Annotated in this window: 21 protein-coding genes; 12 read left to right on the top strand and 9 right to left on the bottom strand. The window is 51.3% G+C overall.

Features of this window, described 5'->3' with window-relative positions:
* Window positions 1–13: 13 nt before the first annotated feature.
* Entirely contained in the window at window positions 14–1,051 is a 1,038-nt protein-coding gene (locus GWG06_RS18010; RefSeq protein ID WP_160714861.1) for an SDR family oxidoreductase, read from the top strand.
* Window positions 1,052–1,064: 13 nt separating this feature from the next.
* Here the strand turns inward: GWG06_RS18010 and GWG06_RS18005 are convergent, their stop codons facing one another.
* From GWG06_RS18005 to GWG06_RS17995, 3 genes are all read right to left on the bottom strand, one after another.
* Window positions 1,065–1,475, bottom strand: coding sequence for an iron chaperone (locus GWG06_RS18005; protein ID WP_127036912.1), 411 nt, complete (start codon window positions 1,473–1,475; stop codon window positions 1,065–1,067).
* Window positions 1,476–1,624: 149 nt separating this feature from the next.
* On the bottom strand, window positions 1,625–3,448 hold the full coding sequence (locus tag GWG06_RS18000; RefSeq protein ID WP_160714859.1) for a T9SS type A sorting domain-containing protein: 1,824 nt from the start codon (window positions 3,446–3,448) through the stop codon (window positions 1,625–1,627).
* Window positions 3,449–3,481: 33 nt separating this feature from the next.
* Complete coding sequence (locus GWG06_RS17995; RefSeq protein WP_160714857.1) at window positions 3,482–5,284, bottom strand: T9SS type A sorting domain-containing protein; 1,803 nt, start codon at window positions 5,282–5,284, stop codon at window positions 3,482–3,484.
* A 221-nt stretch (window positions 5,285–5,505) separates the two neighbouring features.
* Between GWG06_RS17995 and GWG06_RS17990 the strand changes: the two genes are divergently transcribed.
* The 4 genes from GWG06_RS17990 to GWG06_RS17975 all read left to right on the top strand — a co-directional run bounded on the left by GWG06_RS17990 (window position 5,506) and on the right by GWG06_RS17975 (window position 11,309).
* A complete protein-coding gene (locus GWG06_RS17990) occupies window positions 5,506–6,936 on the top strand; it encodes a sensor histidine kinase (RefSeq protein WP_160714855.1) in 1,431 nt (476 codons plus the stop codon).
* Window positions 6,933–7,625 carry a response regulator transcription factor gene (locus GWG06_RS17985; protein WP_127036920.1) on the top strand — a complete coding sequence of 231 codons (693 nt, stop codon included), beginning with the start codon at window positions 6,933–6,935 and terminating at the stop codon, window positions 7,623–7,625. Before GWG06_RS17990 ends, GWG06_RS17985 begins: the two co-directional genes overlap by 4 nt.
* A gap of 250 nt (window positions 7,626–7,875) precedes the next feature.
* Entirely contained in the window at window positions 7,876–10,653 is a 2,778-nt protein-coding gene (locus GWG06_RS17980; protein WP_160714853.1) for an outer membrane beta-barrel protein, read from the top strand.
* Window positions 10,654–10,658: 5 nt separating this feature from the next.
* Window positions 10,659–11,309: a hypothetical protein gene (locus tag GWG06_RS17975; RefSeq protein WP_160714851.1), complete on the top strand. Its 651-nt coding sequence runs from the start codon at window positions 10,659–10,661 to the stop codon at window positions 11,307–11,309.
* A gap of 27 nt (window positions 11,310–11,336) precedes the next feature.
* On the opposite strand, the gene GWG06_RS17970 is transcribed toward GWG06_RS17975, so the two are convergent.
* On the bottom strand, window positions 11,337–11,894 hold the full coding sequence (locus tag GWG06_RS17970) for a P-loop NTPase family protein (protein ID WP_202183055.1): 558 nt from the start codon (window positions 11,892–11,894) through the stop codon (window positions 11,337–11,339).
* An 88-nt stretch (window positions 11,895–11,982) separates the two neighbouring features.
* Entirely contained in the window at window positions 11,983–12,444 is a 462-nt protein-coding gene (locus GWG06_RS17965) for an SRPBCC family protein (protein WP_127036926.1), read from the bottom strand.
* A 135-nt stretch (window positions 12,445–12,579) separates the two neighbouring features.
* On the opposite strand from GWG06_RS17965, the gene GWG06_RS17960 reads away from it, so the two are divergent.
* A complete protein-coding gene (locus GWG06_RS17960) occupies window positions 12,580–13,092 on the top strand; it encodes a GNAT family N-acetyltransferase (protein WP_160714849.1) in 513 nt (170 codons plus the stop codon).
* Window positions 13,093–13,160: 68 nt separating this feature from the next.
* Window positions 13,161–14,693 (top strand): MFS transporter, encoded by a 1,533-nt coding sequence (locus tag GWG06_RS17955; RefSeq protein WP_160714847.1) that lies wholly within the window; start codon window positions 13,161–13,163, stop codon window positions 14,691–14,693.
* A gap of 127 nt (window positions 14,694–14,820) precedes the next feature.
* Here GWG06_RS17955 and GWG06_RS17950 read toward each other — a convergent pair whose 3' ends face one another.
* Complete coding sequence (locus tag GWG06_RS17950) at window positions 14,821–15,222, bottom strand: nucleoside deaminase (protein WP_235938412.1); 402 nt, start codon at window positions 15,220–15,222, stop codon at window positions 14,821–14,823.
* Between the two features lie 221 nt (window positions 15,223–15,443).
* Complete coding sequence (locus GWG06_RS17945) at window positions 15,444–16,004, bottom strand: TetR/AcrR family transcriptional regulator (RefSeq protein ID WP_127036932.1); 561 nt, start codon at window positions 16,002–16,004, stop codon at window positions 15,444–15,446.
* 92 nt (window positions 16,005–16,096) lie between these two features.
* On the opposite strand from GWG06_RS17945, the gene GWG06_RS17940 reads away from it, so the two are divergent.
* Entirely contained in the window at window positions 16,097–16,531 is a 435-nt protein-coding gene (locus GWG06_RS17940) for a hypothetical protein (protein WP_127036934.1), read from the top strand.
* Window positions 16,532–16,598: 67 nt separating this feature from the next.
* Here GWG06_RS17940 and GWG06_RS17935 read toward each other — a convergent pair whose 3' ends face one another.
* The gene (locus GWG06_RS17935) at window positions 16,599–17,588 is read right to left on the bottom strand and encodes a helix-turn-helix transcriptional regulator (RefSeq protein ID WP_160714845.1); all 990 of its coding nucleotides are present in this window, start codon (window positions 17,586–17,588) and stop codon (window positions 16,599–16,601) included.
* 98 nt (window positions 17,589–17,686) lie between these two features.
* Between GWG06_RS17935 and GWG06_RS17930 the strand changes: the two genes are divergently transcribed.
* The 4 genes from GWG06_RS17930 (at window position 17,687) to GWG06_RS17915 (ending at window position 22,898) form a co-directional block, all read left to right on the top strand.
* Window positions 17,687–19,441, top strand: coding sequence for an ABC transporter ATP-binding protein (locus GWG06_RS17930; protein WP_160714843.1), 1,755 nt, complete (start codon window positions 17,687–17,689; stop codon window positions 19,439–19,441).
* A gap of 19 nt (window positions 19,442–19,460) precedes the next feature.
* Window positions 19,461–21,215, top strand: coding sequence for an ABC transporter ATP-binding protein (locus GWG06_RS17925; protein WP_160714841.1), 1,755 nt, complete (start codon window positions 19,461–19,463; stop codon window positions 21,213–21,215).
* On the top strand, window positions 21,212–22,036 hold the full coding sequence (locus tag GWG06_RS17920) for a siderophore-interacting protein (protein WP_127036942.1): 825 nt from the start codon (window positions 21,212–21,214) through the stop codon (window positions 22,034–22,036). Before GWG06_RS17925 ends, GWG06_RS17920 begins: the two co-directional genes overlap by 4 nt.
* 85 nt (window positions 22,037–22,121) lie before the next feature.
* Complete coding sequence (locus GWG06_RS17915) at window positions 22,122–22,898, top strand: GNAT family N-acetyltransferase (RefSeq protein WP_160714839.1); 777 nt, start codon at window positions 22,122–22,124, stop codon at window positions 22,896–22,898.
* 80 nt (window positions 22,899–22,978) lie between these two features.
* On the opposite strand, the gene GWG06_RS17910 is transcribed toward GWG06_RS17915, so the two are convergent.
* Window positions 22,979–24,286, bottom strand: a complete 1,308-nt coding sequence (locus tag GWG06_RS17910; protein WP_160714837.1) for a PQQ-dependent sugar dehydrogenase — start codon at window positions 24,284–24,286, stop codon at window positions 22,979–22,981.
* Window positions 24,287–24,543: the final 257 nt, after the last annotated feature.

The raw sequence follows: 24,543 nt of genomic DNA, 5'->3' as shown, positions 1-24,543 counted from the left end.
CAAAAACAACGATATGGAAACCAGGGTACTTGTCACCGGAGGTTCGGGATTTGTAGGCTCGCACTGCATTTTACAGCTCCTGCATTACGGGTATCGTGTGCGTGCCGCCGTGCGTTCGCTGCAACGCGAACCCGCCGTACGCGCCCTGTTACAGGCGGGGGGCGCCCATCCGGGCAATATGCTTTCTTTTGTGGAAGCGGACCTGCATACCAGCGAAGGCTGGCCGGAAGCCGTTACCGGATGCGATTATGTTTTACATATAGCTTCGCCCGGCCCTGTAGCCGCACCTAAAAATGAAGACGACCTGATAATCCCCGCCAGAAAGGGCGTCCTGCATGTATTACGCGCCGCCCGCGATGCCGGCGTGAAACGCGTGGTGCTTACTTCTTCCTTTGCCGCTATCGGCTACACGCCGAAAAAGGACCATACCCCTTTCACGGAAAAGGACTGGACCAACCCCGATGTAAAAGGTACCGGCGCCTATATTAAATCCAAAACCATTGCAGAACGTGCCGCCTGGGAGTTTATGTCCAGGGAAGGCGGCGACCTGGAGCTGTCGGTCGTAAATCCGGTGGGCATCTTCGGTCCGGTACCGGGTCCTGATATGCCTGCGGCTGTACATATCATACAACGCATGCTGAGCGGAGCCATGCCCGGCCTGCCACGTATAGCCTTCGGCGTAGTGGATGTTCGCGATGTGGCAGATATTCACCTGCGCGCCATGACCAACCCCGCAGCCAGAGGGGAGCGTTTCCTCGCCGCTGCCGGCGAGCCCATGACGCTGGCGGAAATTGCACAGCTGCTGAAAGGTAACCTGGGAGAAGCTGCTGCCCGCGTGCCTTCCCGCTCGCTGCCCGACTGGCTGATACGTTTTGCTGCACTCTTTAACCCTGAAATGAAAACCCTCCGCGCCGAACTGGGCGTAGTCAGGAAACTAAGCAATGAAAAGGCAAAAAGCGTACTCGGCTGGGAACCACGATCCAATAACGAAACTATCCTCGCAACCGCTGAATCCCTGATTCAGCGCGGCCTGACAAATCCGCATAAATAACCCGCGTTACATCTCAGGTAATCCCTGGCTTATACCAGGGCGGATTTCCTGTCGGATTTCTCCGGTTCTGCTCTACCCGGTACTGTACAATCCTGGCAATCAGATCCAGTGGCATCGGTTCATCCAGCGGAAACTGCACGGAGCCTTTCCCGGTCCTGTACCCGGATAGCTCTTCCCGGAACTCTTCTACCCCTACCGGCGCAGGATAAAAACCGATATGATGTTTGAAAGCAGCAAAATGTACCAGGTTACCATAGAAAATGAAAGTCGGCATGGAGTATCTGATGGCTTCCCTGACACCGGGGGGAGCAGTGGCATGGATAGTTTCGCGGATCTGACTGAGAACCCGCTGCATCGGTTCGGGAAAAGCTGCAATATACTCGTCAATGGTTTTAACATGCAAAGATTTAACTCTACCTCGCATAGACGTTTGCAATTTTTTAGTTACTATAAATTTACTGACTCAGGCGCAGAAAGCAGTGTATCCATTCCGACAAATTACAAGTATAATGCGACAAAAAAAGCGCCAGTTCCTGCCGGAAGCTGGCGCTGATATGTAGTGTTAGCGGCTGCTTAGTCTTTTCTGATCTTGAATATTTCCTGGTGCGAACGCGTACCTACCTGTATGAAATACAGTCCGGCCGGCAATCCATCCAGTGAAACGGCTTTTCTGCTGTTATCACTGGCTTCCTGCTGTCGCAGCAAACGCATATCTGCCCCGAAAACTCTTATCAGTACTTTTTCTTTTACAGGTTGGGTAAACTCCACAAAAACCTGGCTGGTAGCCGGATTCGGATATACTTTTACTTTCGAGTCCTTCCGCTGTGCATCTTTTGCAGCATTGTCCGCTACAGGCGTCACTTTTTCAATAATATTGGAATTCAGTGCGCCACGGGCATCTACGCGGAATTGTCCGCAGAGTAATTTCGGCAGCACACGCAGCAGCTGGCTCCAGTTTTCCGGATATTGCTTGAATAACGGCGCTGAAGGCGTAATGCCCAGCTGCTGAGGACTATACTGGTAAGGTGTTATCGGTGGCTGATGCAGCTTGATACACTCGGTAGTACTTACCTGCAGATCCCTTATCAGCACATTGGAAAAAGTGCTGAGCGGCGCTGCCGGCTGCAGTATATAATCAGCGTTGGCTAATATCGCAAACCTGTCTTTTCCGGCAGCCTTGATTTCCACGCCTGTCCGCGTGGTATAGTTGGCTGTTTGCGGATAGGTATTGAACTGCATTAGGCTCAGGTTGCCGGGTATATATCTTAGCCAGGCAAAGTATACTTCCCGCGCTACCTGTGTATAATAGCTGGTCGTATAGCCGGTCAGGTACAGATAGTAGCTCTGGTTGCCCAGGTCGCGGATCACCAGGTCGTTGGCTTCTTCCTGGCCGCCGTCGCCTACATGGAACAGGCTGACGATACTACCGTTTTCTCTTACGTCCAGCACCTGTATCTGACGGTTAATAGCGCCGGTAGGCAGCTGTACGTCAATGTAGCCGGTGATGAAGAAGGCATCATTGCCGGCAGTAAAGGTGCGTTTAACAATTTTGCGGCCGGCAGACTGCGGAACGCCTGTATAGGCAAAACCGGTAATGGGCAGTCCGGTCGGCTGCAGGCTCATGAACAGGGTGCGTTGCGGGCCTGCGAAGCCCGGAGGGGTGCAGTTTTCAATGTATCCTGTCAGTATAATGTTGCCGTCAACTGCTTCGGTGAGGGACAGCGCATTGGCATTACAGGGCTGATTGGGAGGGTAAATATAATTCCAGATGATAGCGCCGGAATTTTTCAACCGGGTAACTATGACCACCTGCTGCTGTCCGGCAGGCGCACCGCTGAAACGGCCGGCAAGAATGATTTCCCCGTTGGCTGCCTCAATGATATCGTTGTATTCTATCAGCGTGTTGGCATTGGCGGTAGTGACAGTGGCGAAGTGCAGCTTCTGTATCCAGAACGGGCTCAGAGAAGGATTCAGCCGGATAACTACCGGTGTCGAATACACGTTGATGCCACCGGTCGGGTTGGGAGACTGAATCACATACCCCAGCAGGTAGTAGCCGATCCCGTTTTTAATACGGATGATTTTTTTGGGCAGCAGGTAAGGCAGCGTGCGTCCGGGTTCCGGTACCACGCGCTCCTGCAGGAAGTTGCCGGCAGCATCGAACTGATCCAGGGATAAGGCACTGCGGGTGCTGTCTGCCAGCACATTACTGCTCCACAGCAGAAATGCCTGCTGCGGGCTGGTAGTGCTGACTGGCGTATCTACCACAAAGCTGGCCGCTTTATAATGGTATCTTAATACCAGGGAATTGTAATACTGCTGGTCGGCATTCTGTGCCTGTACCTGGCTGAAACTCAGCAGCCATAGGGTAATGATAAGGTATAGATGTTTTTTCATGATGAAGAATGGATTGAAAGTGAGTAACAGGGATTAATCCTTTCTGATCTTGAATATTTCCTGATGTGAGCGGGAGCCAACCTGAATGAAGTAAAGTCCGGCAGGCAGGCCGTCCAGCGAAACGGATTTCCGTGTATGATCGCTGGCTTCCTGCTGCCGCAACAGGCGCATATCTGCCCCGAATATTTTAATCTGTATCTTTTCTTTTACGGGCCGGGTGAATTCTACAAATATCTGGCTGGTGGCCGGATTGGGGTATACCTTCACCAGCGCTGCCTGGTGTCCGGAAGTTGCCTGCGGCGCATCATTTACCGGCACTGCTTTTTCGATAATACCCGCGTTCAGCGCGTCTGCGGCATCAATCACCAGCTGACCGCACAGTTTCTCCGCATATACCTTCAAACCTTTTTTGAAGGTTTCCGTATATTCCTTGAAGTCCAGTACATCTTCCTTGGCGCCAAGATCTTTGGGCGCCTGTTTGTAAGGCTCTACAGGCGGCTGATGCGCCTTGTAGCAGTCGCCGGTACCGCTCTGCAGATCGCGTACCAGCACATTGCTGAAGGAGTTGGCGGGGCCGCCGTTGCTCTTGTAGTCACCGTTTGCCAGAATAGCAAACTTATCTTTGCCCGCCGCCTTAATAGCTACGCCTGTTCTGTTATAGTAAGACACCTGTGCCGGGAAGGTGTTGAATTCTATCAGGTTCAGGGAGCCCACATCATATTTGAACCATCCGAAATACGCTTCTGTAGCGGGTTGCTGATAGTAGCTGGAAGTATAGCCGGTGAAATAGAGGTAATATACATTGTTGCCAAGATCCTTTAATATCAGGTCATTACCGGTTTCATAGCCTTTATCGCCCGTGAGGAACATACTATTGAGCGTACCATCCTGTTTCACATCCAGCAGCTGTATCTGTTTGTTGGTAAGCCCTGTGGGGACTACCTGGTCCAGGTAACCGGTAATGAGAAACTGATCTTTCTCCCGTTTGATAATTTTATAACCGGCAGATGCAGGGTTGCCGGTATACATCCAGCTGTTGACCACTGTACCGCCGGATTTCAGGTGGAAGAAAAGTGTCTGCTGCGGACCTGAGATACTGCCGTTGCATTCTTCTGTATAACCGGTCAGCACAATACCGCCATCGCCGGCCTCTGTGAGTGAAAGGGCGTTGGCGCTGCAGCCGGTGTTGATTTTGTAGACATAGTTCCAGAGGATAGTACCGGAAGCCTTCAGCCGGGTTACCAGCACGCGGGTAATGGCGGTAGGCTTCGGGCTGTAACGTCCTGCCAGTATAATTTCCCCGGTGAGTTCCGACTCAATGATATCGTTGTACTCAATCAAGGCTTCCGTATTAACGGATACAGCGGCAAAATGCAGTTTCTCCACCCATACCGGGTTCAGGAGTTTATCCAGCCGCAGGACTACCGGTGTCGAATACACGCCGACACCGCCAACAGGATTGGGGGATTTAATAACATACCCCAGCAGGTAATAGCCGTTACCTTTCCGCATCCGTATAATTTTCTTCGGCAGCAGGTAAGGCAGTGTGCGGCCGGTTTGTGGTATTACGCGCTGCTGCAGGAAATTGCCGTTGGCATCAAACTGGTCCAGCGACAGCGTACTCCTGGTGCTGTCTGCTGGCGCGTTGGCACTCCATAACAGGAACGCCTGCTTTGGGCTGCTGGCAGAAGCCGGCGTATCTATCACTATACCGGCAGCCTTGTAGTGATGATAGGGGAGCGCCTGGTTGTAATAGAGATAGTCGGCATTCTGGGCTTTCACATGGCTGAAATGCATCAGTATACCGATGATAAAAAGGGGTAGAAACTTGTTCATAATAAGGAGGGTTATAGTTAACAATAGGTTCCGAAACAATGCGTCGACAGTATATCCTGTAAAAGTTAGCATACTTGTCATGTAATGCAGGTGCAGTATGGCCGGAGATTTCCCCGGTGTAGTTTAAATGGCTGACCGCCAACTGTTAAGATTTCCTGCAAAAGTGTTAATGAGTGTTAATACCCGGTTGGCCGCTACTGCGCTTGCCTTACATTTGCAGTATGGACGCTATTATCAAACGTATCTGGTGGATTGTGGTACCTACCGCGCTGGCGGTACTGGCCTTCCAGCTGTACTGGCTGCGTTCTTCCTGGCGCAGCCAGGAAGACAGCTTCACGCAGGTGGCCTCCGATGCGCTGGCAAAAGCACGCGACCGGGCAGTGGTGGAATCTGTCAAGAAGATCGGCAATGCCACAGATTCTTCCTTTAAACTGAGCAGCAGCGTCAGCATCAATTCGGACAGCTATAATGATTACATTGACTCATTAATGAAGCAGAACGATCAGGTGAAGGTGTTTAAAAAGGTAATCAAGTCGCCTGCTGATTCCCTTCACCTGTCGGGGAAAAAAGATACCGTCATCCAAAAAAATATTGACCCTATCCGTGCCGGGCTGGACATGACACAATTCCTGGCCAGTGTTTTCGTGCTGTCAGATTTTACCCGCCCGGATACCGCACTGCTGGCGAAGAAATACCGGGAGGAACTGAAGAACAGACATATCCTGTTACCCTTCCAGCTGACGATTTACAACAAGGATACCACCATTACCAAAGCGCCCGGCGTCATTGCACTGGGAACACCGCACTCCGGCAACCCCATGCTGGTAGTAGCGCGCTTCCCCGGCCTGAACAGTATGCTGCTGCTGAAAATATTATGGCCGATAATATTGTCTTTTCTGCTGGTACTGCTCATCATCGGCTGTATCTGGACGTTATGGAGAATTATTGTACGGCAGAAAAAACTGGAAGTGATGAAGAATGATTTTATCAGCAATATTACCCATGAACTGAAAACTCCCGTTGCCATACTCAGCGCTACCAATGAGGCTTTGCTGGCATTCGGCGGTATAAATGATCCGGAGAAGACAGCGCGTTACCTGCGCCTCGGCCAGGATGAAATCCGTAAGCTGCAGGGCCTCGTAGATAATATTATGGCGCTCACCCGCCTGGAACACGGCGACGATGACATGACCGGTGAGATGGCCGCCATCGCGCCGGCTGACCTGCTGAAAGCTGTGGTATCCAGGTTTACAGGGCTGCCCGGCGTACATATAGACCTGGACACACAATTACAGCAGGAAACAATACTGACGTATCCCGCCGCCCTGAAAACCATCTTTTCCAACCTGGTGGATAATGCCATCAAGTATACCGCCACCCCGGAAAAGCGTGTAGTCATTCAGGTTAGAGAAACAGAACAGTACATCATCTTCTTTATAAAAGATCAGGGTATGGGTATTGACAAACAACATCAGCCCTTTATCTTTGACCGGTTCTACCGGGTGCCGCACGGAGATATTCATGAAGTAAAGGGGCACGGCCTGGGGCTCAGTCATGTTAAAAGCCTGGTAACCCGCCTGAACGGTACCATAACCGTAGAAAGTACACCTGGACAGGGAACCACATTCATCATTCAATTAAAGAAATCATGAGTCTGCATATTCGCCTGCTACTGGTGGAAGACGAGGAAATACTGGCCGGCGTAGTGGCAGAAACGCTGGAAATGAAAGGCTTTGAAGTGATGAAGGCGGCCAATGGCGTACAGGGCCTTGAGCTGTACCACAGCTTCCGCCCGGATGTATGCATCATCGATGTGATGATGCCGAAGAAAGACGGACTTACCTTAGTGCAGGAAATCCGGGCCACAGATCAGCATATTCCGCTGGTACTGCTCACCGCCAAAGGAGAAGTGCAGGACGTACTCAAAGGCTTCCGTGCAGGAGCTGACGACTATATCCGGAAACCTTTCAGTATGGAAGAACTGATACTCCGTATTCACGCCCTGCTGAAACGTACCATGACAGCCCCGGTACAGCAAACGGCTTCCGATCATATACGCCTGGGCATGTATGTATTTGATTTTAACCGCCAGGAGCTGCACCACGGTGGCAGCATTCAGCATCTTTCCCAGCGCGAAGCAGAAATACTGAAGATGCTGGCAGATAACCGCAATAACATTACTCCCCGTAAAGAAATGTTGCTGGAGCTGTGGGGCGATGACAGCTTTTTCAATGCCCGTAATATGGACGTATATATTACCCGCCTCCGTAAGTATCTGAAACAGGATGAAAGTATTCAGATTGTTAATGTCCGCGCCCGCGGATACAAGCTGATTGTGTAATATACAGGAATTACGAATTACGAATTGCGAATTACGAATGTAGAAGCGAAGAACTAAACGAAGATTAAAAGTGATAAGTATGCAATATCTCTTTTAATCTTCGTTTAGTTCTTCGCTTCTACATTCGTAATTCGCAATTCGTAATCGCAATTATTTAAAACATTAACACTCATTAAGACTAAATCCATACTCATTAACCCATTCCTGACATAACCACTGCTAGTTTTGCCACAGAATAATCAATGTGGCTATGATCAGTTTTTTAAGATATGTTTTTGTGTTATTGTTTTTAGCGCCGCTGACACTGAAGGCGCAGCAAATGCTGCAGCTCACGGTGCGGGATACTGTCAGCGGCAAACCGCTTCCCGGCGCTATGGTACGTATCTGCGCCGCCGGAGATACGGCGTTGTTAAGGTCTGCGCTTACAGATCAGCAGGGTAAAGTTTCCTTCAGCAATATCAGTAACGGGAAATATGATTTACAGATCCATAGCCTGGGTTACCAGGACCGGCAACAACGTGTATCCGTTCCCGGTAGCTGGCCGGAAACCATGCTGCTTACACCAGGCCTGCAGCTGAAGGAGATCACCATCCGGGAAGACATACCACCGGTACGTATGAAAGGCGATACGATTGAGTATAACGCCGCTAAATTCAAGACAAAAGATAATGCCGTCGTGGAAGACCTGCTACGCAAATTGCCCGGCGTAAAAGTTGACCGCGACGGTTCTATTAAAGCCCAGGGGGAGGATGTACAGCGGGTACTGGTGGACGGCAAGGAGTTTTTCGGCAGTGATCCGTCGGTCGCTACCCGCAATCTCCCTGCTGATATGATCGATAAGGTGCAGGTATTGGACAAGCAGAGCGATATGGCCGAATTCACGGGGGTGGCAGACGGGCAGCAGACAAAAACCATCAACCTGGTTACCAAAAAGAACAGGAAGAAGGGTTACTTCGGCAATGTCAGTGCCGGCGCCGGTTCCAATGGGCGTTATGAAGGCGGCTTCAATGTAAACAGCTTCACCGGGGATATGCAGCTATCTGCCCTGTTAAAAGGTAATAATGTCAACAAATCAGGATTTAATCCTTCCGAACTGCTGAAAATGATTATGCAGAATAAGGACATGCTCCGGAACCTGCCTCCGTCTGCTATGTCGGAGCTGGCGCGGATGAAGGGCGTAAGACTGGAAGGCAGCCAGGATGCACTGGCGGAGATAGTGCGGCCGTCAGGGCTTACGGACACCCGTTTCGGCGGACTTAACTTCAACAACGACTGGCGTAATCTGAAACTGCGCAGCAGCTACTTCTTCAATGATAATCATACCCGTCAGGAATATAACTATGCCAGACAATACCGGTTGCAGGATACCGCTTACAACTACCTGCAGTCGGGCACAACCAGGGCGGATAATATCAACCATCGCGCAGATCTCAGCGGGGACTTTAAAATAAACGACCGTACCTCTCTGAAAGTATCCCCGCACCTGGATGTTACCCGGACGCAAAACCAGGGAGAACGTAGCTACAGTTCCTGGTCTGCCGACGGTCTCCGGCTGCTGAACACGGGAACACAATTCAACAGCAGCGATTTCCGCCAGCAGCTGCTGACAACCGATATACTGCTGCGGCACCGTCTTCCCAAAAAAGGCCGTACCATTATGCTGAACGTGAAACCGGAATATTTTCATTCAGATGGAACTTCGTATAACCGCTCCACCAGCGATTTTTATAATCTGCCAAAAGGACCTAAGCAGGAAATTATTGACCAGCAGCGTAAAGATAAGGCAGAGATCTACAGTGTAAATACCAATGTCGTATATACGGAACCGTTATCCCGCACGCACAGTCTGCAGATAGGACAACAGCTGTATTACAGTCAGGGCGACTATCAGCGCCTGGTGCAGCTGCCGGATGCAGCAGGACATTACACCGCGCCGGACCGGCTTTTCAGCGACCAGTACGAAGCGCAGCAGTTGCAATACACCGGGAAAATGCTGTTGTCCGGTAATCATAAACGTCTGCTGTACACAGTAGGGGCGGGCTGGCAGCAGAGTAGCATTGACGGGCATTCCGGTATGAAAGGGTATCACGTGAACGGCCGCTACCAGGCGCTGTTACCGGAGGCCTATGCAGAATGGAAAACAGGCAAACATGATAAACTGATTTTCCGCTATGATATGCAGACTTCCAGGCCCTCTGTATCAGAGCTGCAGCCGCTGGAAGATAACAGCGACCCATTGTATATCCGTCGCGGAAACCCGCTGCTGGAGCAACGGAAAAGTCAGCATGCGGGGCTGACATACAATTCGTTCCGGCTGAACAACAATAACAGCCTGTTTGCCAAACTGGATGCCACCTATTACAATACCGACATCGCAGACAGCAGCAGTATAGATCTGAGCAGCGGTAAACAAAGTATTGTACCCGTGAATGTCAGTGGTAATTATCTGCTTGCTGCTGCCGCCGGCAAAAGCATGGGATTGGGAAAGAATGGGTCTTCCTTTACAGTTGGCCTTACCACCAGCCTGGCAAAGAATACCACTTTTACCAATGGCTTGTCCAATATCATCCGCACATTTTCCATTACACCAGATATGAATGTCAACTATTACCTGGGCGACCATGTAAGCCTGACAGCACGCGGCAGCGCTGCCTGGAATAAACGCAGCTTCTCCGGAGCATCGCTGCTGCCGGAAAGCAACTGGCTGCTGATGTACGGACTGGAAGGAATTGTAACGCTGCCCTGGAAAATTACACTGGAAGGAAGCCTGGACGGGTTCAGCTCCCTGGGAATGGCCGCGGGTTATAACAATACCATATTACTCGTGAATACCGCCGTGGGCAAAGAAATCGGCAACCGCTTTACCCTGCGTGCGGAAGTCCGAGATCTGCTCAACCGGAATGAGAGCGTTAACCGCATTAACGGAAACGGCTATATCGAAGACCGGAGAAATAATGCGCTGGGAAGATTTTTCCTGCTCAGCGCCGGCTATAAACTTAAACATTTTGCAAAATCAAAAAACAAGTAATACTCATGAAAAAGTTCATGTTACTGCTGGCATTGACCGGCATCAGCGCCACTACGCTGCTGGCGCAGGATAAACAACAGGGAAGGATCGATTATGATGTGACGCTGAATGTGCGCGCAGCGCTCAAACCGGATCAGCAGCAGTTCAAAGACCTGGTTCCCGAAACAATGATCAGCAGGGAAATGCTCTTCTTCAACGGCAATAAAACACGACTGGCCCGTAAAGATCCTGAAGAAACCACCTCAGAAGAAGGTGCGAAAATAAAAATGGTCAGCAACGAAGGTCAGATCGCCGTATACACCGACGGCTCCGCCGGCAAAGCGTGGTCGCTGATGGAGGAAGACGGAAAGAAACTACTGGTACCACAATCAGATAACAACCTGGGGAAAGACAAGACCGGCGCGCGCACCAGACAGATACTGGGATTTACCTGCAGGGAAGTGCTTACCAAAAGGGGAGATGGCCCTACCACGCTCTGGGTGACGGATGAGCTGCCGTTCAGTGCAGGTCCTATGGGGATGTTGTCCGGCAAGGGCGCTATCCTGGGGCTGGACAGCAAAAAGATGAATATTATCGCGACGGCTATTAGCTACGTACCGGTAACTAAGGAAGATGTCAGCATTCCGGCTGATGTTCCGGTAAAGGAAACAAAGTAACAATCTGTGAGGCCCGTCATGCGGGCCTTACCTGTTTTTGATGGCAGCTATTATCCGCGCCATCCGTTCTGTCACGGAGAGGTCGCCCCGCAGTTGCAGCACCGGCGCCTGCTGCCTGCTGATCCAGGCTTCATGCGCATGAATGGTTCTTCCTGAAAGACCGGTAGGCTGATCGTAGTCCGCCGCCCATGCTATAAAATCTTCGTATAGCCGTTTACGCACAGGGTCTGTAATAATCACGGTGCCATATCTATCCAGTTCTCTTTCCCGCAGGCGTTGCATACGTATTTCCGGCGGCAGCCACAGGAATACAATCAGGTCAAATACCGGGAACACCTGATCACCCCAGTTGATGACAGAGCCACCCAGTATCCATGCAGGATGTGCCGCTATATCTGCCTGCACCCGTGCATTCCGCACATCCGCCGGCCGCCGTACCGTAAACGGAGGCTCCGACGGCTCCCAGAAATAATCATCACTATCGAAGTACGGAACCTGCCACTCCTCCGCCAGCACACGCCCCAGCGTAGTAACCCCCGTACCCGAAGCCCCGAACAAATGCAGTTTTATTTGAAATGTAGTCATTTGAGATTTGGTTATTTAAAATGCAGCGAAGATTTTCGCGAAGATCTTCGCTGCATTTTAAATAACCAAATCTCAGATAATCAAATAATCAAATCTTTGGAAAGCGGTCGCCTACGAGGTTTAATTGAATATTATATTCAAGGTAGGCCTTCAGGCCGGCCAGTACCCAGCAGAAGCCACCGGTGGTATCGCGGATCTGGCGGACGATGGCGTTGGTGTCTCCTTTGAAGCCGTATTGCAGAATCTCTACGAAAGTCTGGCCGGGGCCCAGTGGCTTGAATGTCCATTCTACCGTGGTGGCATCATCACCTTTGCCCCATTCGATGATGATCTTTTCGTTGGGGGTGAGGGAAATTACTTTGGCGGGGCTGGAAACGTTATACATTTCCCAGGTCCATTCCACTTCCTGATGTTCATCCAGGCGGCCGGTGCTTTTGGTGAACCAGAATTTAGTAGTGACAGCCGGATCGATGAAGGCTTCGTATACCTGCGCTACCGGCTTGCGGATGAGCATGGCAGTTTCCGTAATCTGATTTTCCTTGCTGATCATGACAATAACTTTTTTATGTGAAGGATACTATAAAAATAAATAAAACCGTTCGGTTACGTGTTTTTTTAACAGATTTTTCCGAAGAAGAAAAATGTATAGATTGTACTGTAAATAACGACTGGAAATTTAAGAACAATGCAGATCAGTATCAGGGTGCTCAGCAGTGAGCGGCAGACAATAGCAGATTTATCGGACATGATGATAGCAGTAGTGGCGCACGGCGGTTCTATCGGATTTATGCATCCGCTGGCACAGCAGGTGGCCGAAGGGTTCTGGCAGGACTCCCTGCTATCGGCAGAGAAGGGGGAACGCATCGTGTTGGGGGCTTTTGATAATGATATCCTGGCAGGGACGGTAACGTTGCTGCTGAAAGGACCGCAGAACCAGCCACACCGTGGCGAAATAGCCAAGATGATGACCCGTGCAGAATATCGCAGGCGCGGTATTGCGCGCGCCTTGCTGCTGGATGCAGAGCGCCTTGCTGCCGCGCACGGTCGTACCCTGTTAACACTGGACACGGCCACCGAAGATGGCGCTGCCGGTTTATACGAATCGCTCGGCTATCAGCTTACCGGCGAAATACCGGACTATGCGCTGAAGCCGCATGGCGGCCTGACCGGCACGCTGATTTACTGGAAGCGCCTTTGACCGGCGCCTGGCGGTGGAACATTTTGAAATGACCTTTGTTATTGGAGGAGTTAAAACCCTGACATATCATGACAACCGTATCGCTCCGCAGCGCTGAAGGCAAATGGATAATGGTGACTACCATACTGGCGTCTGCCATGGCGTTTATCGACGGTACGGCGCTGAACGTGGTACTGCCTGCCCTGCAACGTGGGCTGCAGGCTTCCGCGGCAGACCTGTTCTGGGTGCTTAACGCCTATATGCTGATGCTGGCTTCGCTCATTCTCATAGGCGGCACGCTGGGAGATGCTATCGGGAGAAAGAAAGTATTCATGACGGGAATCTTGATTTTCATCCTGGGCTCTGCGGCCTGTGGCTTTGCCGGCAACGCCGTGTGGCTCATCATCTTCCGGGTGATACAGGGTATCGGTGGCTCGCTGATGATTCCTGGCAGTCTTTCGCTGATCTCCTCCTCTATAAATGAAGATGAAAGAGGCAAAGCTATTGGCACCTGGTCGGCGGTTACCACCCTGGTAACGATGGGGGGCCCTGTCTTAGGTGGTGCATTGGCCGATGCGGGCCTGTGGCGCTATATATTTTTTATCAATCTGCCTGTGGGGCTTGTTGCCCTGTTATTTCTCGCGTGGAAGGTGCCGGAGAGCAGGGAAACAGATAGCGCAGCAGGACTGGATATTCCCGGTGCGGCCCTGACGGCATCGGGGCTGGCAGCGCTGACTTTCGGTTTCCTGCGTATGCCGTCGGTGGGGTTCAGTCATCCGCAGGTGTATGGCAGTATCGCCGGCGGCCTTGTATTATTGCTGCTGTTCGTATATACAGAGAGCAGGAGCCGGCATCCTATGCTGCCGCTTCATCTTTTCCGTAACCTGACATTCACGGGCGCCAACCTGCTTACTTTTTTCCTCTATGCCGGTCTCAGCTCCGGTATGTTGTTTCTGTCACTGAATATGGTGCAGGCACAGGGTTATTCGCAGCTGCAGTCGGGGCTTACCTTCCTGCCCTTTACCATCCTGATGATACTGATAGCGCGGTATGCCGGTAGTCTGGCAGATAAGTACGGGCCCCGCTGGTTCCTGGTATTCGGCCCTGCCGTGGCAGGAGCCGGTATGATACTGCTTTCCTGCATCACCGAAACCAATGGTTTTTCCGATTACTGGACTACCTTTTTCCCGGGCATCGTAGTGTTGGGCCTTGGTATGTCTTTCACCGTAGCTCCGCTGACCGCCACTGTGATGGGGTCCGTCAGCAATCATCTTTCCGGTACAGCTTCCGGTGTCAACAATGCTGTTACCCGTATTGCAGGTGTTTTCGCCGTTGCCATTTACGGCGCTCTGGCCGTATTGTTTTTCTCCGGCTCCGTACAACATAACATCGGTAACTTACACCTGCCTGCTTCCACCACCCAGGCAGTGCTGGCACAAACCGTTAATCTCGGCGATGCTGCGCCGCCGGCAGGTCTGACAACCGGACAGCACGATGCTGTAACCGGCATTTACCGCGAAGGCTTCATTGCCGCCTACCAGAAAATTATGGCGTTGTCTGGCGCATTGGGGCTGCTGGCAGGCGGAATGGGGTTTTTGTTTATAAGATCCGGAGGGAAATGATTTTTTTATAATTACGAATTACGAATTGCGAATTACGAATGTAGCGCGAAGATATAAGCGTAGATCAAATAATGTCTACGCTTATACCTTCGCGCTACATTCGTAATTCGCAATTCGTAATTCGTAATTACATAATATGAATTTCCGGCGCAGCCCCCCACGCCTGCACCTTATCTGTTGTCAGGATATTAAACGGTTCTCTGGTGCCGCCGAGTTCGCCGGAGTGTTTCATGAAAACAACGGCAGCAATACGGTAGTGACGGATGGCGTAGGAGCAGAGCAGGCAGGGTTCCACGTTGGTGTACATGGTGGCGCCTGCAGGATGTGTGCCTTTGTGGAGGGCGTCCAGGAGGGCGAGGGTTTCTGCGTGGCGGGTGATGTCCTGCAGTTGTTTGCTTTGCTCGTATGCTTCGCCGATGATGATGCCATTCTTAACGATGACGCTGCCTACCGGGCTTTCTCCCTGTGAGGCGGCGATTTCAGCCAGTTCCAGGCAGCGGTGCAGGAATGGTGTATGGTGGTCTGTCATATTTCAAAAGTAAAAAAGTACCCGGACCTGGTATGCTATTTTACCGGTCAGGGTGGTGATAGTTATCGGGCAGTTCTTTTATCAGGGTATGAAAAGAGGTAGCGTATTTTCATTATACAATTTTACCAAACGTTCGGTATATAAAAAAATATTTTTAGACAGACAGGTGATCATTGATGAAATAGAGCAGGGGGAAACGGTTGTGGGGCGTACAGCCGGTGTTATTTTTTCAGCAGCAGTGGAATATCTTCCAGGCACTTTTTGAAATAGGTGGTATCATTCATCACATTGGATAACACCAGGGAGCCCTGAATAGCAACGCTCACTTCTTTGGCCTGCTGCAGGGCACGCGTACCGGAGAACCCGTTTGCTGCCGCAATAGCGGCAAAACCGGTATGCAGCAACTCGAAGCACGAAGCGATGGCATCGCGGAAATAGGGCGCATCCGTACCTATTGACAATGTTCTCAGTATACAATTGGAGGACCCGCCGTTATATAACTGGTCCAGCGCCTGTAATGCCAGCGTCAGCCGCTTCTTTACAGGCTGCTCCTCATGCGTCAGCACATCCCGTATATGTGTCTTTATCCATTGCCGGGTGCCCTTCAGCACATGCAGCGCCATCTCCTTTTTCCCTTCCGGGAAACGGTGATACAAACTGGCCTTCTTCAGTCCCGTGGCATTAGCTAACATTTCCAGCGAAGTACCATCGTATCCGTAGGAACAAAAAAGCGCGAACATCTCCCGGTCTGCTGTTTCCGGATCTACTTTTTGAAGCGGCATATTTTACCAATTGTTCGGTAAAGTTACAAACTTTACGAATGTTCTGCACGCTTATTATCTTTGGATGACATCGATTCAGTTAAACTATTATCATGATGAAAAAAATCAAATGGCTTTGTCTTTGTATGGCCCTGCTCACCGGCTATCATTCCTTCGCCCAGGAGAAGGCGCCCTTCCGTTTACGGGAAGGAAAGCACAATTTTACCCTGCAGTGGGTAGGTTGGCATAATCCAGGTAAGGTGCTGATTTCCAAAAGATCAGATGGGTTATTTAATGTTAAGGGTGAACAGCGGAGCAGCGAAGGTTTTGTTACTATAGACGGTACGCTGAAAGTGTTGTCGCCGCAGGAACTTTTGTTTGAAGGTACTATTCAGACCATGGAAAAAAGCCTGAACAAAGGAGAGGTATGCGAGAAAAAAGGCGTGTATCACTTCCTTGCCAAAGGCGCCCGCAAATACTGGCGGCTCCAGGAAATGGATAACTGCGAAGGCAACAACGTGGTAGACTATGTAGATATTTTCTTTTGATACCGGGAAGGGGCGTGGATCACGCCTCTTCTTTCCCTGTCATAACGGGCAGGGGTATACGCCCTTACTACCTGACAGCGCCGGGCGTTATACCGAACCGCTTGCGGAAGGCGGTGCCGAAATGCTGTACAGATGAATATCCCAGGATCTCGCTTACTTCCTTGATCGCCATTCCTTCTTCCAGCATCTCTTTGGCGCGGCTCATCTTTACTTCTCCCAGGTAACCGAATACGGTAGTATCAAACAGTTCCTTAAAACCATTTTTCAGTTTAAATACGTTGGTGCCTGTGATGGCAGCCAGTTCTGTCAGCGAAGGCGGCGTAGCCATGTGCTGCAGCAGGTATTCGCGCGCCTGCATAATGCAATCACGGTCCCGCGAAGAGTGGAGTACGGTACTCCGGCTGTTTTCTATCCGGTCAAAAGCTTCTGCCTGCAGCGTCAGCATTTCCACGGCTTTGGACTGCAGGAACAGCAGTTTTAGTCCGCCGGCAAACTTACAGGCCATAATCTCCCGTATACACTGGTGCATAGCCAGCGAAATAGGCGTATAGTCGCTGCTGATACGCGCCTGCCTGCCTCCTGCCACATGGTCGGCAAAGCGGCGTAAAGGCGCATTGGCAAACTGCGCCAGCTCCAGGAAATACCTGCGCGTGAAATGTATCTCGAAAAACTGGTAGGGGGTATCGCCGGAATAGGCAAGCGATCCGTCAAATGACGGCATGTACAGGAGGTCGTGCTGCAACTCCCTGAAATGATACCGCGTGCCGCTGATCTGTTCCAGTACCAGGCCGCTGCCGTTCAGCACAAAATGCAGTTCTACCATATCCGGTACATCATGGGTACGCATATTCAGCAGGTGCTGCTTCATCTGTAAATCGCCATATACGATATAAATATTGGGAAGCGTAATCTGTATCAGGTCCAGGTCCCCGAACTGCAGACTGAATTTTTCCCGGCGCTCCTTCACCAGCGGCGCCTGCAGGTCCTGGGGCAGGAGGGACGGTATGGCTCCGAGATCCACCCATCCGGCTTTATCATCTTTTATCATCATCCCCATAAAAAAATCCCTTAGATGTTAAATAATATCCCTGAGATGTAAAAACAATTTTTTCATACACAGGCACCTTTGTACAAATTTAATGATAATAAATTCCTATGGCTAATAAACAAGAAAAGAAACCATCAGGCGTAGCCAGACTGCTGCAGATAGCAGGCAGGCGTAAAAGGCTGCTCACATTATCTGCTGTGCTGGCGGTACTGCATGCGTTGCTGGCATTAATACCATATGTGCTGATGTACGCTGTTATCCGGAATATGATGCAGCCGGTAACAGATAAGGTGCTGCTGCAAACCTGGATATTTCGTGCAGGCATTGCCGTGGCTGCCGGATATGTATTATTGTACGCTTCCGGCATGGCCTCCCATGTGGCGGCCTTCAATATCCTGTATGAGCTGCGCCGGCAGATGGCGGAAAAAATCGGGAAACTGCCCCTCGGCTTTATCAACCGCCATAATTCAGGGGCGCTCAAAAAAATTATGGCAGATGATATTGAGCGGATAGAAAATTTCCTGGCCCACAGCATTCCTGATTTTATAAAAGGCATCGCCCTGCCGGTTATCACGCTGGGGTTCCTGTTCGTCACCGACTGGCGGCTGGCGCTGGTCAGCTGCCTGCCACTGGCCCTGCTGGCGATACTCATTCCCCTTATGTTCAACAAAAGCAGGATGGAGCTGCTCACCGCCTATCACCGTTCCATTGAAGACATGAATGCCGGTATTGTAGAGTATGTGCGCGCGATGCCTGTCATTAAAATATTCGGGCAAACGGCAGACAGCTTCAGTAAATACAGTCATACCGTATACAACTTCCGGGAGATTGTATTGCGCTGGGTAAAGGCCTCGTCGCCGGCATTCGGTATTTTCATCAGCTTCGTCAGCAATGCTACTTTACCCGTACTGGCATTAGGGTTGTATCTGTATTTCTCTCAGGGTATTGGCCTGCCGGTACTGTTCCTCTTCCTCATCCTGGGCGTTGGCTATATCCGGCCGCTGTTTGCGCTGAGTAACCTGGGCTCCCAGATTTCTGTCATCAACCATGGGATCCGGCGGCTGGATGAAATTCTTTTCAGCCAGGAGCAGGAAACAGCGGGAGATGATTTGCTGGAAGATGATTTCAATATTGTATTCCGGGAAGTGAGTTTCAGCTACGACGAGCGCAGCAGCGTGCTCAACTGCGTGAACTTTACCATTCCGCAAGGCGCCGTTACTGCGCTGGTAGGGCCTTCCGGCTCCGGTAAATCTACTGTAGCGCAGCTGGTAGCGCGCTTCTGGGATGTGCAGCAGGGGGCTGTGCTGATAGGGGGAAAAGACATCCGGCGGATTAAGCCGGAAAACCTGATGCAGCATATCTCTTTTGTTTTCCAGGACAGCTTTATGTTTCAGCAGAGCATGCTGGAAAACATCCGGATGGGCATGGATAAGACTGACGAGGAAGTGATGGCTGCCGCGAAGGTGGCGCAATGCCATGAGTTTATCAGCAGGCTGCCGCAAGGTTATCATACGCTGTGGGGCGGTACCAGCGCACATCTCAGTGGTGGCGAGCAGCAACGCATCCAGCTGGCGAGGGCTGTACTCAAAGATGCGCCCATACTTATCCTGGACGAAGCCACTGCCTTCAGTGATCCTGAAAATGAATACCAGATACAACAGGCCTTCGGCCGCCTGATCCGGCATAAAACCGTCATCATCATCGCTCACCGCCTCAGCACTATTACTACCAGCGATCAGATTATTGTGATGGACAAGGGAGATGTGCATGCCGCCGGCACGCATGAAGCGCTGCTGAAAGAATCGCCGCTGTACCTCAACATGTGGGAAGCGCATACCCGTGCAAAGCATTTTGCTATCTGATAACCTTCAATGAAAACAAATGATCCGTAACCTGATATATACCTTTAAAATAGCGCCGGCGGCAGTCCGTAAAAGCATTGTGCTGGACCTGCTGCATGGACTGCTGATAGCCATGCCTACCGGTTTCCTCCTGTTAATCATCCAGGAGTTGTTCTCCGGAAAGGCAGTACCTGAAAGACTCTGGACCTACACCGGCATCCTGCTGGCGCTGCTGGTGGTACAGCTGTGGCTGTCTGTCCGTACCATCATTGCGAGTAACGTGATGACCTATACGTTGTCTACCCGTCTGCGCATCCACCTCGGCAATCACCTGCAGCGGCTGTCTATGGGCGTATACAAGCAGCGCGATCCGGGGGACCTGGCCTCCGTAGCGCTGCAGGATGTGGCCAACTTTGAACTCATCTTCGGCCATACCATCGGTAATATTACCGCTGCTGTTTTTACGACGCTCACGATATCCGTATTCCTGTTTATCACCGACTGGCGGCTGGCGCTGGTGCTGCTGGCGGCATTGCCACTCAGCTGGCTCATGGTGAAAATCTCCGATATGCTCATCTTCCGGGAAGGGAAAAGGCATATAGCCGCGCGTAACAATACCGGTGCGCGTTTCCTGGAGTATGTACAGGGCATCCGGCATATCAAGTCCTTCGGCATGACAGGGAAGCGCTTTGCCACACTGGACAAGGCCCTCAACGAGCTGCGCGCTGCCAGCATACAGACCGAAATGCTGCCCGGTCCTTTTGTTCTTACCGCCGCACTGGTGCTGGAATGTTGCTTCCTGCTGATGCTGTATACCGGCGTCACCTTTCTTACACAGGGCACATTGACCACCGCCGCACTCATCACCTTTCTCATACTGGGATACCGCCTTTTCGAGCCGCTGCGTATAGTGCTTGTGGATTACATCATCCTGCGATATATGAATATTTCCCTGGAAAGAGTCATGACGCTGATGAAGACCCCGGTGCAGGATGCCGGCCGCCGGCTTGTGCCGCAGCGTCATGACATCACCTTTTCGCAGGTGAGCTTTTCGTATAGCCATGACAAGCAGGTATTACGCGACATCAGCTTTCATGTGCCGGAACGGCAGATGCTGGCGCTGGTAGGGCCTTCCGGCTCCGGTAAAACCACTATCACCTCGCTGATAGCGCGCTTCTGGGATGTACAGCAGGGGAGTGTGCAGATAGGAGGCGTGGATGTAAGGGATATGGAGCCGCAGCAGGTATACCGGCTGATCAGCGAAGTGTTTCAGGACGTATATCTCTTCGACGATACTATTTACAACAACATCCGGGTGGGCCGTATGGATGCTACCGAAGAAGAAGTGCTGGCTGCCGCAGAGAAAGCCCTGGTACTGGACTTTGCCATGGAATTCCCGGACGGTATCCATAGCAGGACAGGAGAGGGCGGTAATCGTTTGTCCGGCGGACAAAAACAACGTATCAGTATTGCGCGGGCCCTGCTGAAAAATGCGCCCGTCGTTTTGCTGGATGAAGCCACCGCCTCCCTGGATCCGGAGAATGAAGTATTTATCCAGCAGGCCATACAGGAGCTGGTGAAAGATAAAACCGTGATAGTAGTGGCGCATAAGCTGGCTACCATCCGCAATGCGAACGCTATACTGGTATTAAACGACGGCCGCATGGATGCATATGGCACACATGAGACACTGATGGCGGAGCAGGGATTGTATCATCACCTCTGGCAGTTGCAGCAGACTGCCGGCGGCTGGAAGGTATCCAACGAAACATTCATTTTAAATGATCAGATATGAGCAGAGAAAAGTCAACCATCGCAGCGGTACTGGAAGTAAAATATAAGATCAGTATTACCCCGCATTACATACGTATGGTGCTGACAGGAGCGGAAGTGCCACAGTTCAGCAACACCACGCCCGGTGTCAATAACAAAATACTGATACCGCCACCTGGTGTGAAGGACATCTGTTTCCCGGAGTGGGACCCTGTCAGCGGCCGGTGGACAGAACAGCCGGAAGCTGTGCGCCCCTGGATCAGAACTTTCACACACAGGGGAATAGATACAGCGCGCCGGGAGATGTACATCGACTTTGCCGTGCATGGCGACCATTCGCCGGCTTCTGCCTGGGCGCTGCATGCGCAGCCCGGCGATAAGCTGGGGGTGATGATGCGCGACGGCCTCACAGAGTTGTACCCGCGCGCCGATAATTACCTGCTGATCGGCGATGCCACCGCTATCCCGGTGCTGGGCGTTATCCTGGAAGACCTGCCACCAGCCGCAAAAGTGGTGGCGGTGCTGGAAGTACCAGGCCCTGAAGATGAACAGTCGTTTAAAACCGTTGCCCGCGCAGACATACGCTGGGTGTACAATCCCCATCCGCAGGAGGGCAGCCGCCTCTCAGAAACGGTACATGGACTGTCGCTTCCCTTCGATGCAGGAGATACCCGCTTCGGATACGTAGCAGCAGAGTATACCACGGTAAAGACTATACGTAATTACCTGCGTCATGAACTGAGATGGCAGCGTGCAGAACTGTTTGCCTACGCCTACTGGAAGGCCGGTACATCCGAAGACGGCTCCTTTATGGAAAGACACCTGGAGAATGCAGAGGCATAAATCTGGACTACCTGTTTATTCTGAACTGGACTATCAGGTAGTCCAGGTGGTCCGTTAGTTTTGTGACAGATTAAAACGATGCAGTATGGAAACAATGACAGGCAACATCACGGAAACACCAGGAACAACAGAACAAGCTATCATAAATAACCTGTACTCGCTCTGGCGGTTTGTAGGCCGCCGCGCGGGCATTCTGCAGGAAATGCCGGCATTCAGTGCCACCACGCCGCTGGCATCGGACTGGCCTAAAAGAATATTTGCGCCGGAAGCAGACAAAGAAGTATTCAGTAATCTGCCGGCACTGATCAGAGAAAGACAGTTGCCGGAAATAATGGCGCTTACGCAGACCACCGGAGAACAATTCGCAGATACCTTACTGGCAGCGGGCTTCACAGAAACGTCCAGGTTACAGGGCATGATCATTGACACCACAGCCATAACCCTGCCGGAAAACAATCCGGGATTCCGTTTTCAGCGAATAGCTACCGCAGCAGATGCACAGCTGTATGCGGCCATCGCTTCCGCCTCTTTCGGATACCATGTGGACGGCAGTATTCTCGAAACATTGCTGCACCAGGAAGATAAAATCAGGTTATTCATCGGCTATCAGCAGGATGTGCCATCTTCCTGCGGCTTTATCTATTTCGATGAAGACGGCTATGCAGGGTTGCATATGATAGGCACCCTGCCGGAATTCCGCGGGCAGGGGCTGGCTGCTGAAGTAACGGTACAGCTGTTGAAGGAAGGTATACAGCTTGGCAGAACGAAATGTGTATTGCATGCATCCGTTGCAGGAGAACGTGTATACACAAGGCTTGGATTTAAAGCGGTGAAACAGGTGATTAACTATAAACTGGCCTGACAGCGCACATGACAGATCTATGCTGAATAAAAAAGAGAACACCACGGGCGGTGTTCTCTTTTGTTTTTATATGGATAAGATTATTGTTTGTAGATAACCCGGTAGATGGTGCCCTGTTTATCATCAGAGATGTAGAGGGAGCCATCCGGACCCTGTGCCAGTCCGCAGGGGCGGTGCATGGCATCGCTGGGAGAAGCGATATTATCCTTGCCGGCGAAACCTTTTGCAAACACTTCCCATTTGCCGGAAGGCTTACCGTTCTGAAAAGGTACGAACGCAACGAAGAAGCCGGCCTGTGGTTCAGGGGCCCGGTTCCAGGAACCATGAAAGGCAATGAAAGCGCCGTTTTTGTAACGTTCAGGGAACATGCTGCCGGTGTAAAAGAGCAGTGCATTGGGCGCCAGGTGGCCGGGGAAGGTAACCACCGGATTTTCGTATTTATCAGTGACTGCTTTTTTACCGTCGCCGCCGTATTCGGGGCATACAATTTTCTTTTCCTGGAACTGGTCGTAATAGATATAGGGCCAGCCGCAGTCTGCCCCCTGGAATAACTTGTACATACATTCCGCCGGCAGTTCCGCAGACTGTTTGGTATCATACAGTTCAGGGAAGAAGTCGTGCAGGTTATCCCTGCCGTGCTGCATTACATAAACTGCCTTATCGGCCTGGTTCCAGTCCAGTCCCACCACATTACGCAAGCCGGTGGCAAAGCGTTTGCCGGTGGCATATCCCTGTTGCAGTGCATCCGCCTTAAACTGCCAAATACCGCCGGCAGAATCGAGCAGGGGGCAGGGCATCATGCCGGGAGAGCCTTTGGTACGGTCTTTTTCCTGGCATACGTTGGAAGGTGCGCCGATATTTACATAGATATTACCGGCATCATCCAGCGCCAGTGATTTGGAGTTGTGTTGTCCGCGGTCTATCAGGCCGGATACCAGCGTATCTGGATGTTCTGTATCTGCTACCTGCTGCTTTTCATTCAGCTTATAGCGGAATACGCTGGTGTTGGAGGACGCATACAGGTAGTCCTTGCCGAGTATGATACCGGTACCGGGGTAATTGCCGAAGCCGGTGCGCTCATCGGCTTTACCATCGCCGTTTTTATCGGAGAGCATCAGGATACCGTGTCCGCTTTTGGCATCTTCCAGCTTAATGAATATATCTCCGTTTTTATTAACAGTGATATGGCGGGCATTGCCGGTGCTGTCTGCTACCTTTAATGCGCCAAATCCTGCGGGCAGCGTGAGTCCGACATTGTTACTGTCGGCCGCCACGCCGCCGCCACCTGCAGCGGGCTGCTGGCAGCTGCTGACGTACAGTGATGCGGGAAGCAGCAGCAGTAACGCGTATTTTTTACCGGAAAAGAAGGGCTGTAAGCCTGTTTTCATATGCAATAGTTTGGTTTAACAGTGATAACGGGTTGAAGAAAGACAGGATGTAAATTAATGAAATTTTCGTGTGGTGCATAAGATGGCTACCGGTATCCGGCATGAAGATAAATTTACGGCTAAACAGGATAAGTAAAACAGCCACGGCCGGAATGGCCGCGAAACAGCTGTAGAAGTCAGGCTGCATGCGGGAAACAACCGGCAAAAGGAAAAAACATCAGGCGTAACCGTTAGATCAGCCCGGGGCCCTACTATCT

The organism is Chitinophaga solisilvae (genome assembly GCF_009928525.1).
Classification (GTDB): Bacteria; Bacteroidota; Bacteroidia; order Chitinophagales; family Chitinophagaceae; genus Chitinophaga; species Chitinophaga solisilvae.
Note: the sequence above shows the minus strand (reverse complement) of the source record. Positions and strands in the feature narration are given on the sequence as shown.

Coding starts and splice junctions, on each gene's coding strand:
- GWG06_RS18010 (WP_160714861.1), top strand. CDS start 14: ATGGAAACCAGGGTACTTGTCACCGGAGGTTCGGGATTTGTAGGCTCG.
- GWG06_RS18005 (WP_127036912.1), bottom strand. CDS start 1,475: ATGCGAGGTAGAGTTAAATCTTTGCATGTTAAAACCATTGACGAGTAT.
- GWG06_RS18000 (WP_160714859.1), bottom strand. CDS start 3,448: ATGAAAAAACATCTATACCTTATCATTACCCTATGGCTGCTGAGTTTC.
- GWG06_RS17995 (WP_160714857.1), bottom strand. CDS start 5,284: ATGAACAAGTTTCTACCCCTTTTTATCATCGGTATACTGATGCATTTC.
- GWG06_RS17990 (WP_160714855.1), top strand. CDS start 5,506: ATGGACGCTATTATCAAACGTATCTGGTGGATTGTGGTACCTACCGCG.
- GWG06_RS17985 (WP_127036920.1), top strand. CDS start 6,933: ATGAGTCTGCATATTCGCCTGCTACTGGTGGAAGACGAGGAAATACTG.
- GWG06_RS17980 (WP_160714853.1), top strand. CDS start 7,876: ATGATCAGTTTTTTAAGATATGTTTTTGTGTTATTGTTTTTAGCGCCG.
- GWG06_RS17975 (WP_160714851.1), top strand. CDS start 10,659: ATGAAAAAGTTCATGTTACTGCTGGCATTGACCGGCATCAGCGCCACT.
- GWG06_RS17970 (WP_202183055.1), bottom strand. CDS start 11,894: ATGACTACATTTCAAATAAAACTGCATTTGTTCGGGGCTTCGGGTACG.
- GWG06_RS17965 (WP_127036926.1), bottom strand. CDS start 12,444: ATGATCAGCAAGGAAAATCAGATTACGGAAACTGCCATGCTCATCCGC.
- GWG06_RS17960 (WP_160714849.1), top strand. CDS start 12,580: ATGCAGATCAGTATCAGGGTGCTCAGCAGTGAGCGGCAGACAATAGCA.
- GWG06_RS17955 (WP_160714847.1), top strand. CDS start 13,161: ATGACAACCGTATCGCTCCGCAGCGCTGAAGGCAAATGGATAATGGTG.
- GWG06_RS17950 (WP_235938412.1), bottom strand. CDS start 15,222: ATGACAGACCACCATACACCATTCCTGCACCGCTGCCTGGAACTGGCT.
- GWG06_RS17945 (WP_127036932.1), bottom strand. CDS start 16,004: ATGCCGCTTCAAAAAGTAGATCCGGAAACAGCAGACCGGGAGATGTTC.
- GWG06_RS17940 (WP_127036934.1), top strand. CDS start 16,097: ATGATGAAAAAAATCAAATGGCTTTGTCTTTGTATGGCCCTGCTCACC.
- GWG06_RS17935 (WP_160714845.1), bottom strand. CDS start 17,588: ATGGGGATGATGATAAAAGATGATAAAGCCGGATGGGTGGATCTCGGA.
- GWG06_RS17930 (WP_160714843.1), top strand. CDS start 17,687: ATGGCTAATAAACAAGAAAAGAAACCATCAGGCGTAGCCAGACTGCTG.
- GWG06_RS17925 (WP_160714841.1), top strand. CDS start 19,461: ATGATCCGTAACCTGATATATACCTTTAAAATAGCGCCGGCGGCAGTC.
- GWG06_RS17920 (WP_127036942.1), top strand. CDS start 21,212: ATGAGCAGAGAAAAGTCAACCATCGCAGCGGTACTGGAAGTAAAATAT.
- GWG06_RS17915 (WP_160714839.1), top strand. CDS start 22,122: ATGGAAACAATGACAGGCAACATCACGGAAACACCAGGAACAACAGAA.
- GWG06_RS17910 (WP_160714837.1), bottom strand. CDS start 24,286: ATGAAAACAGGCTTACAGCCCTTCTTTTCCGGTAAAAAATACGCGTTA.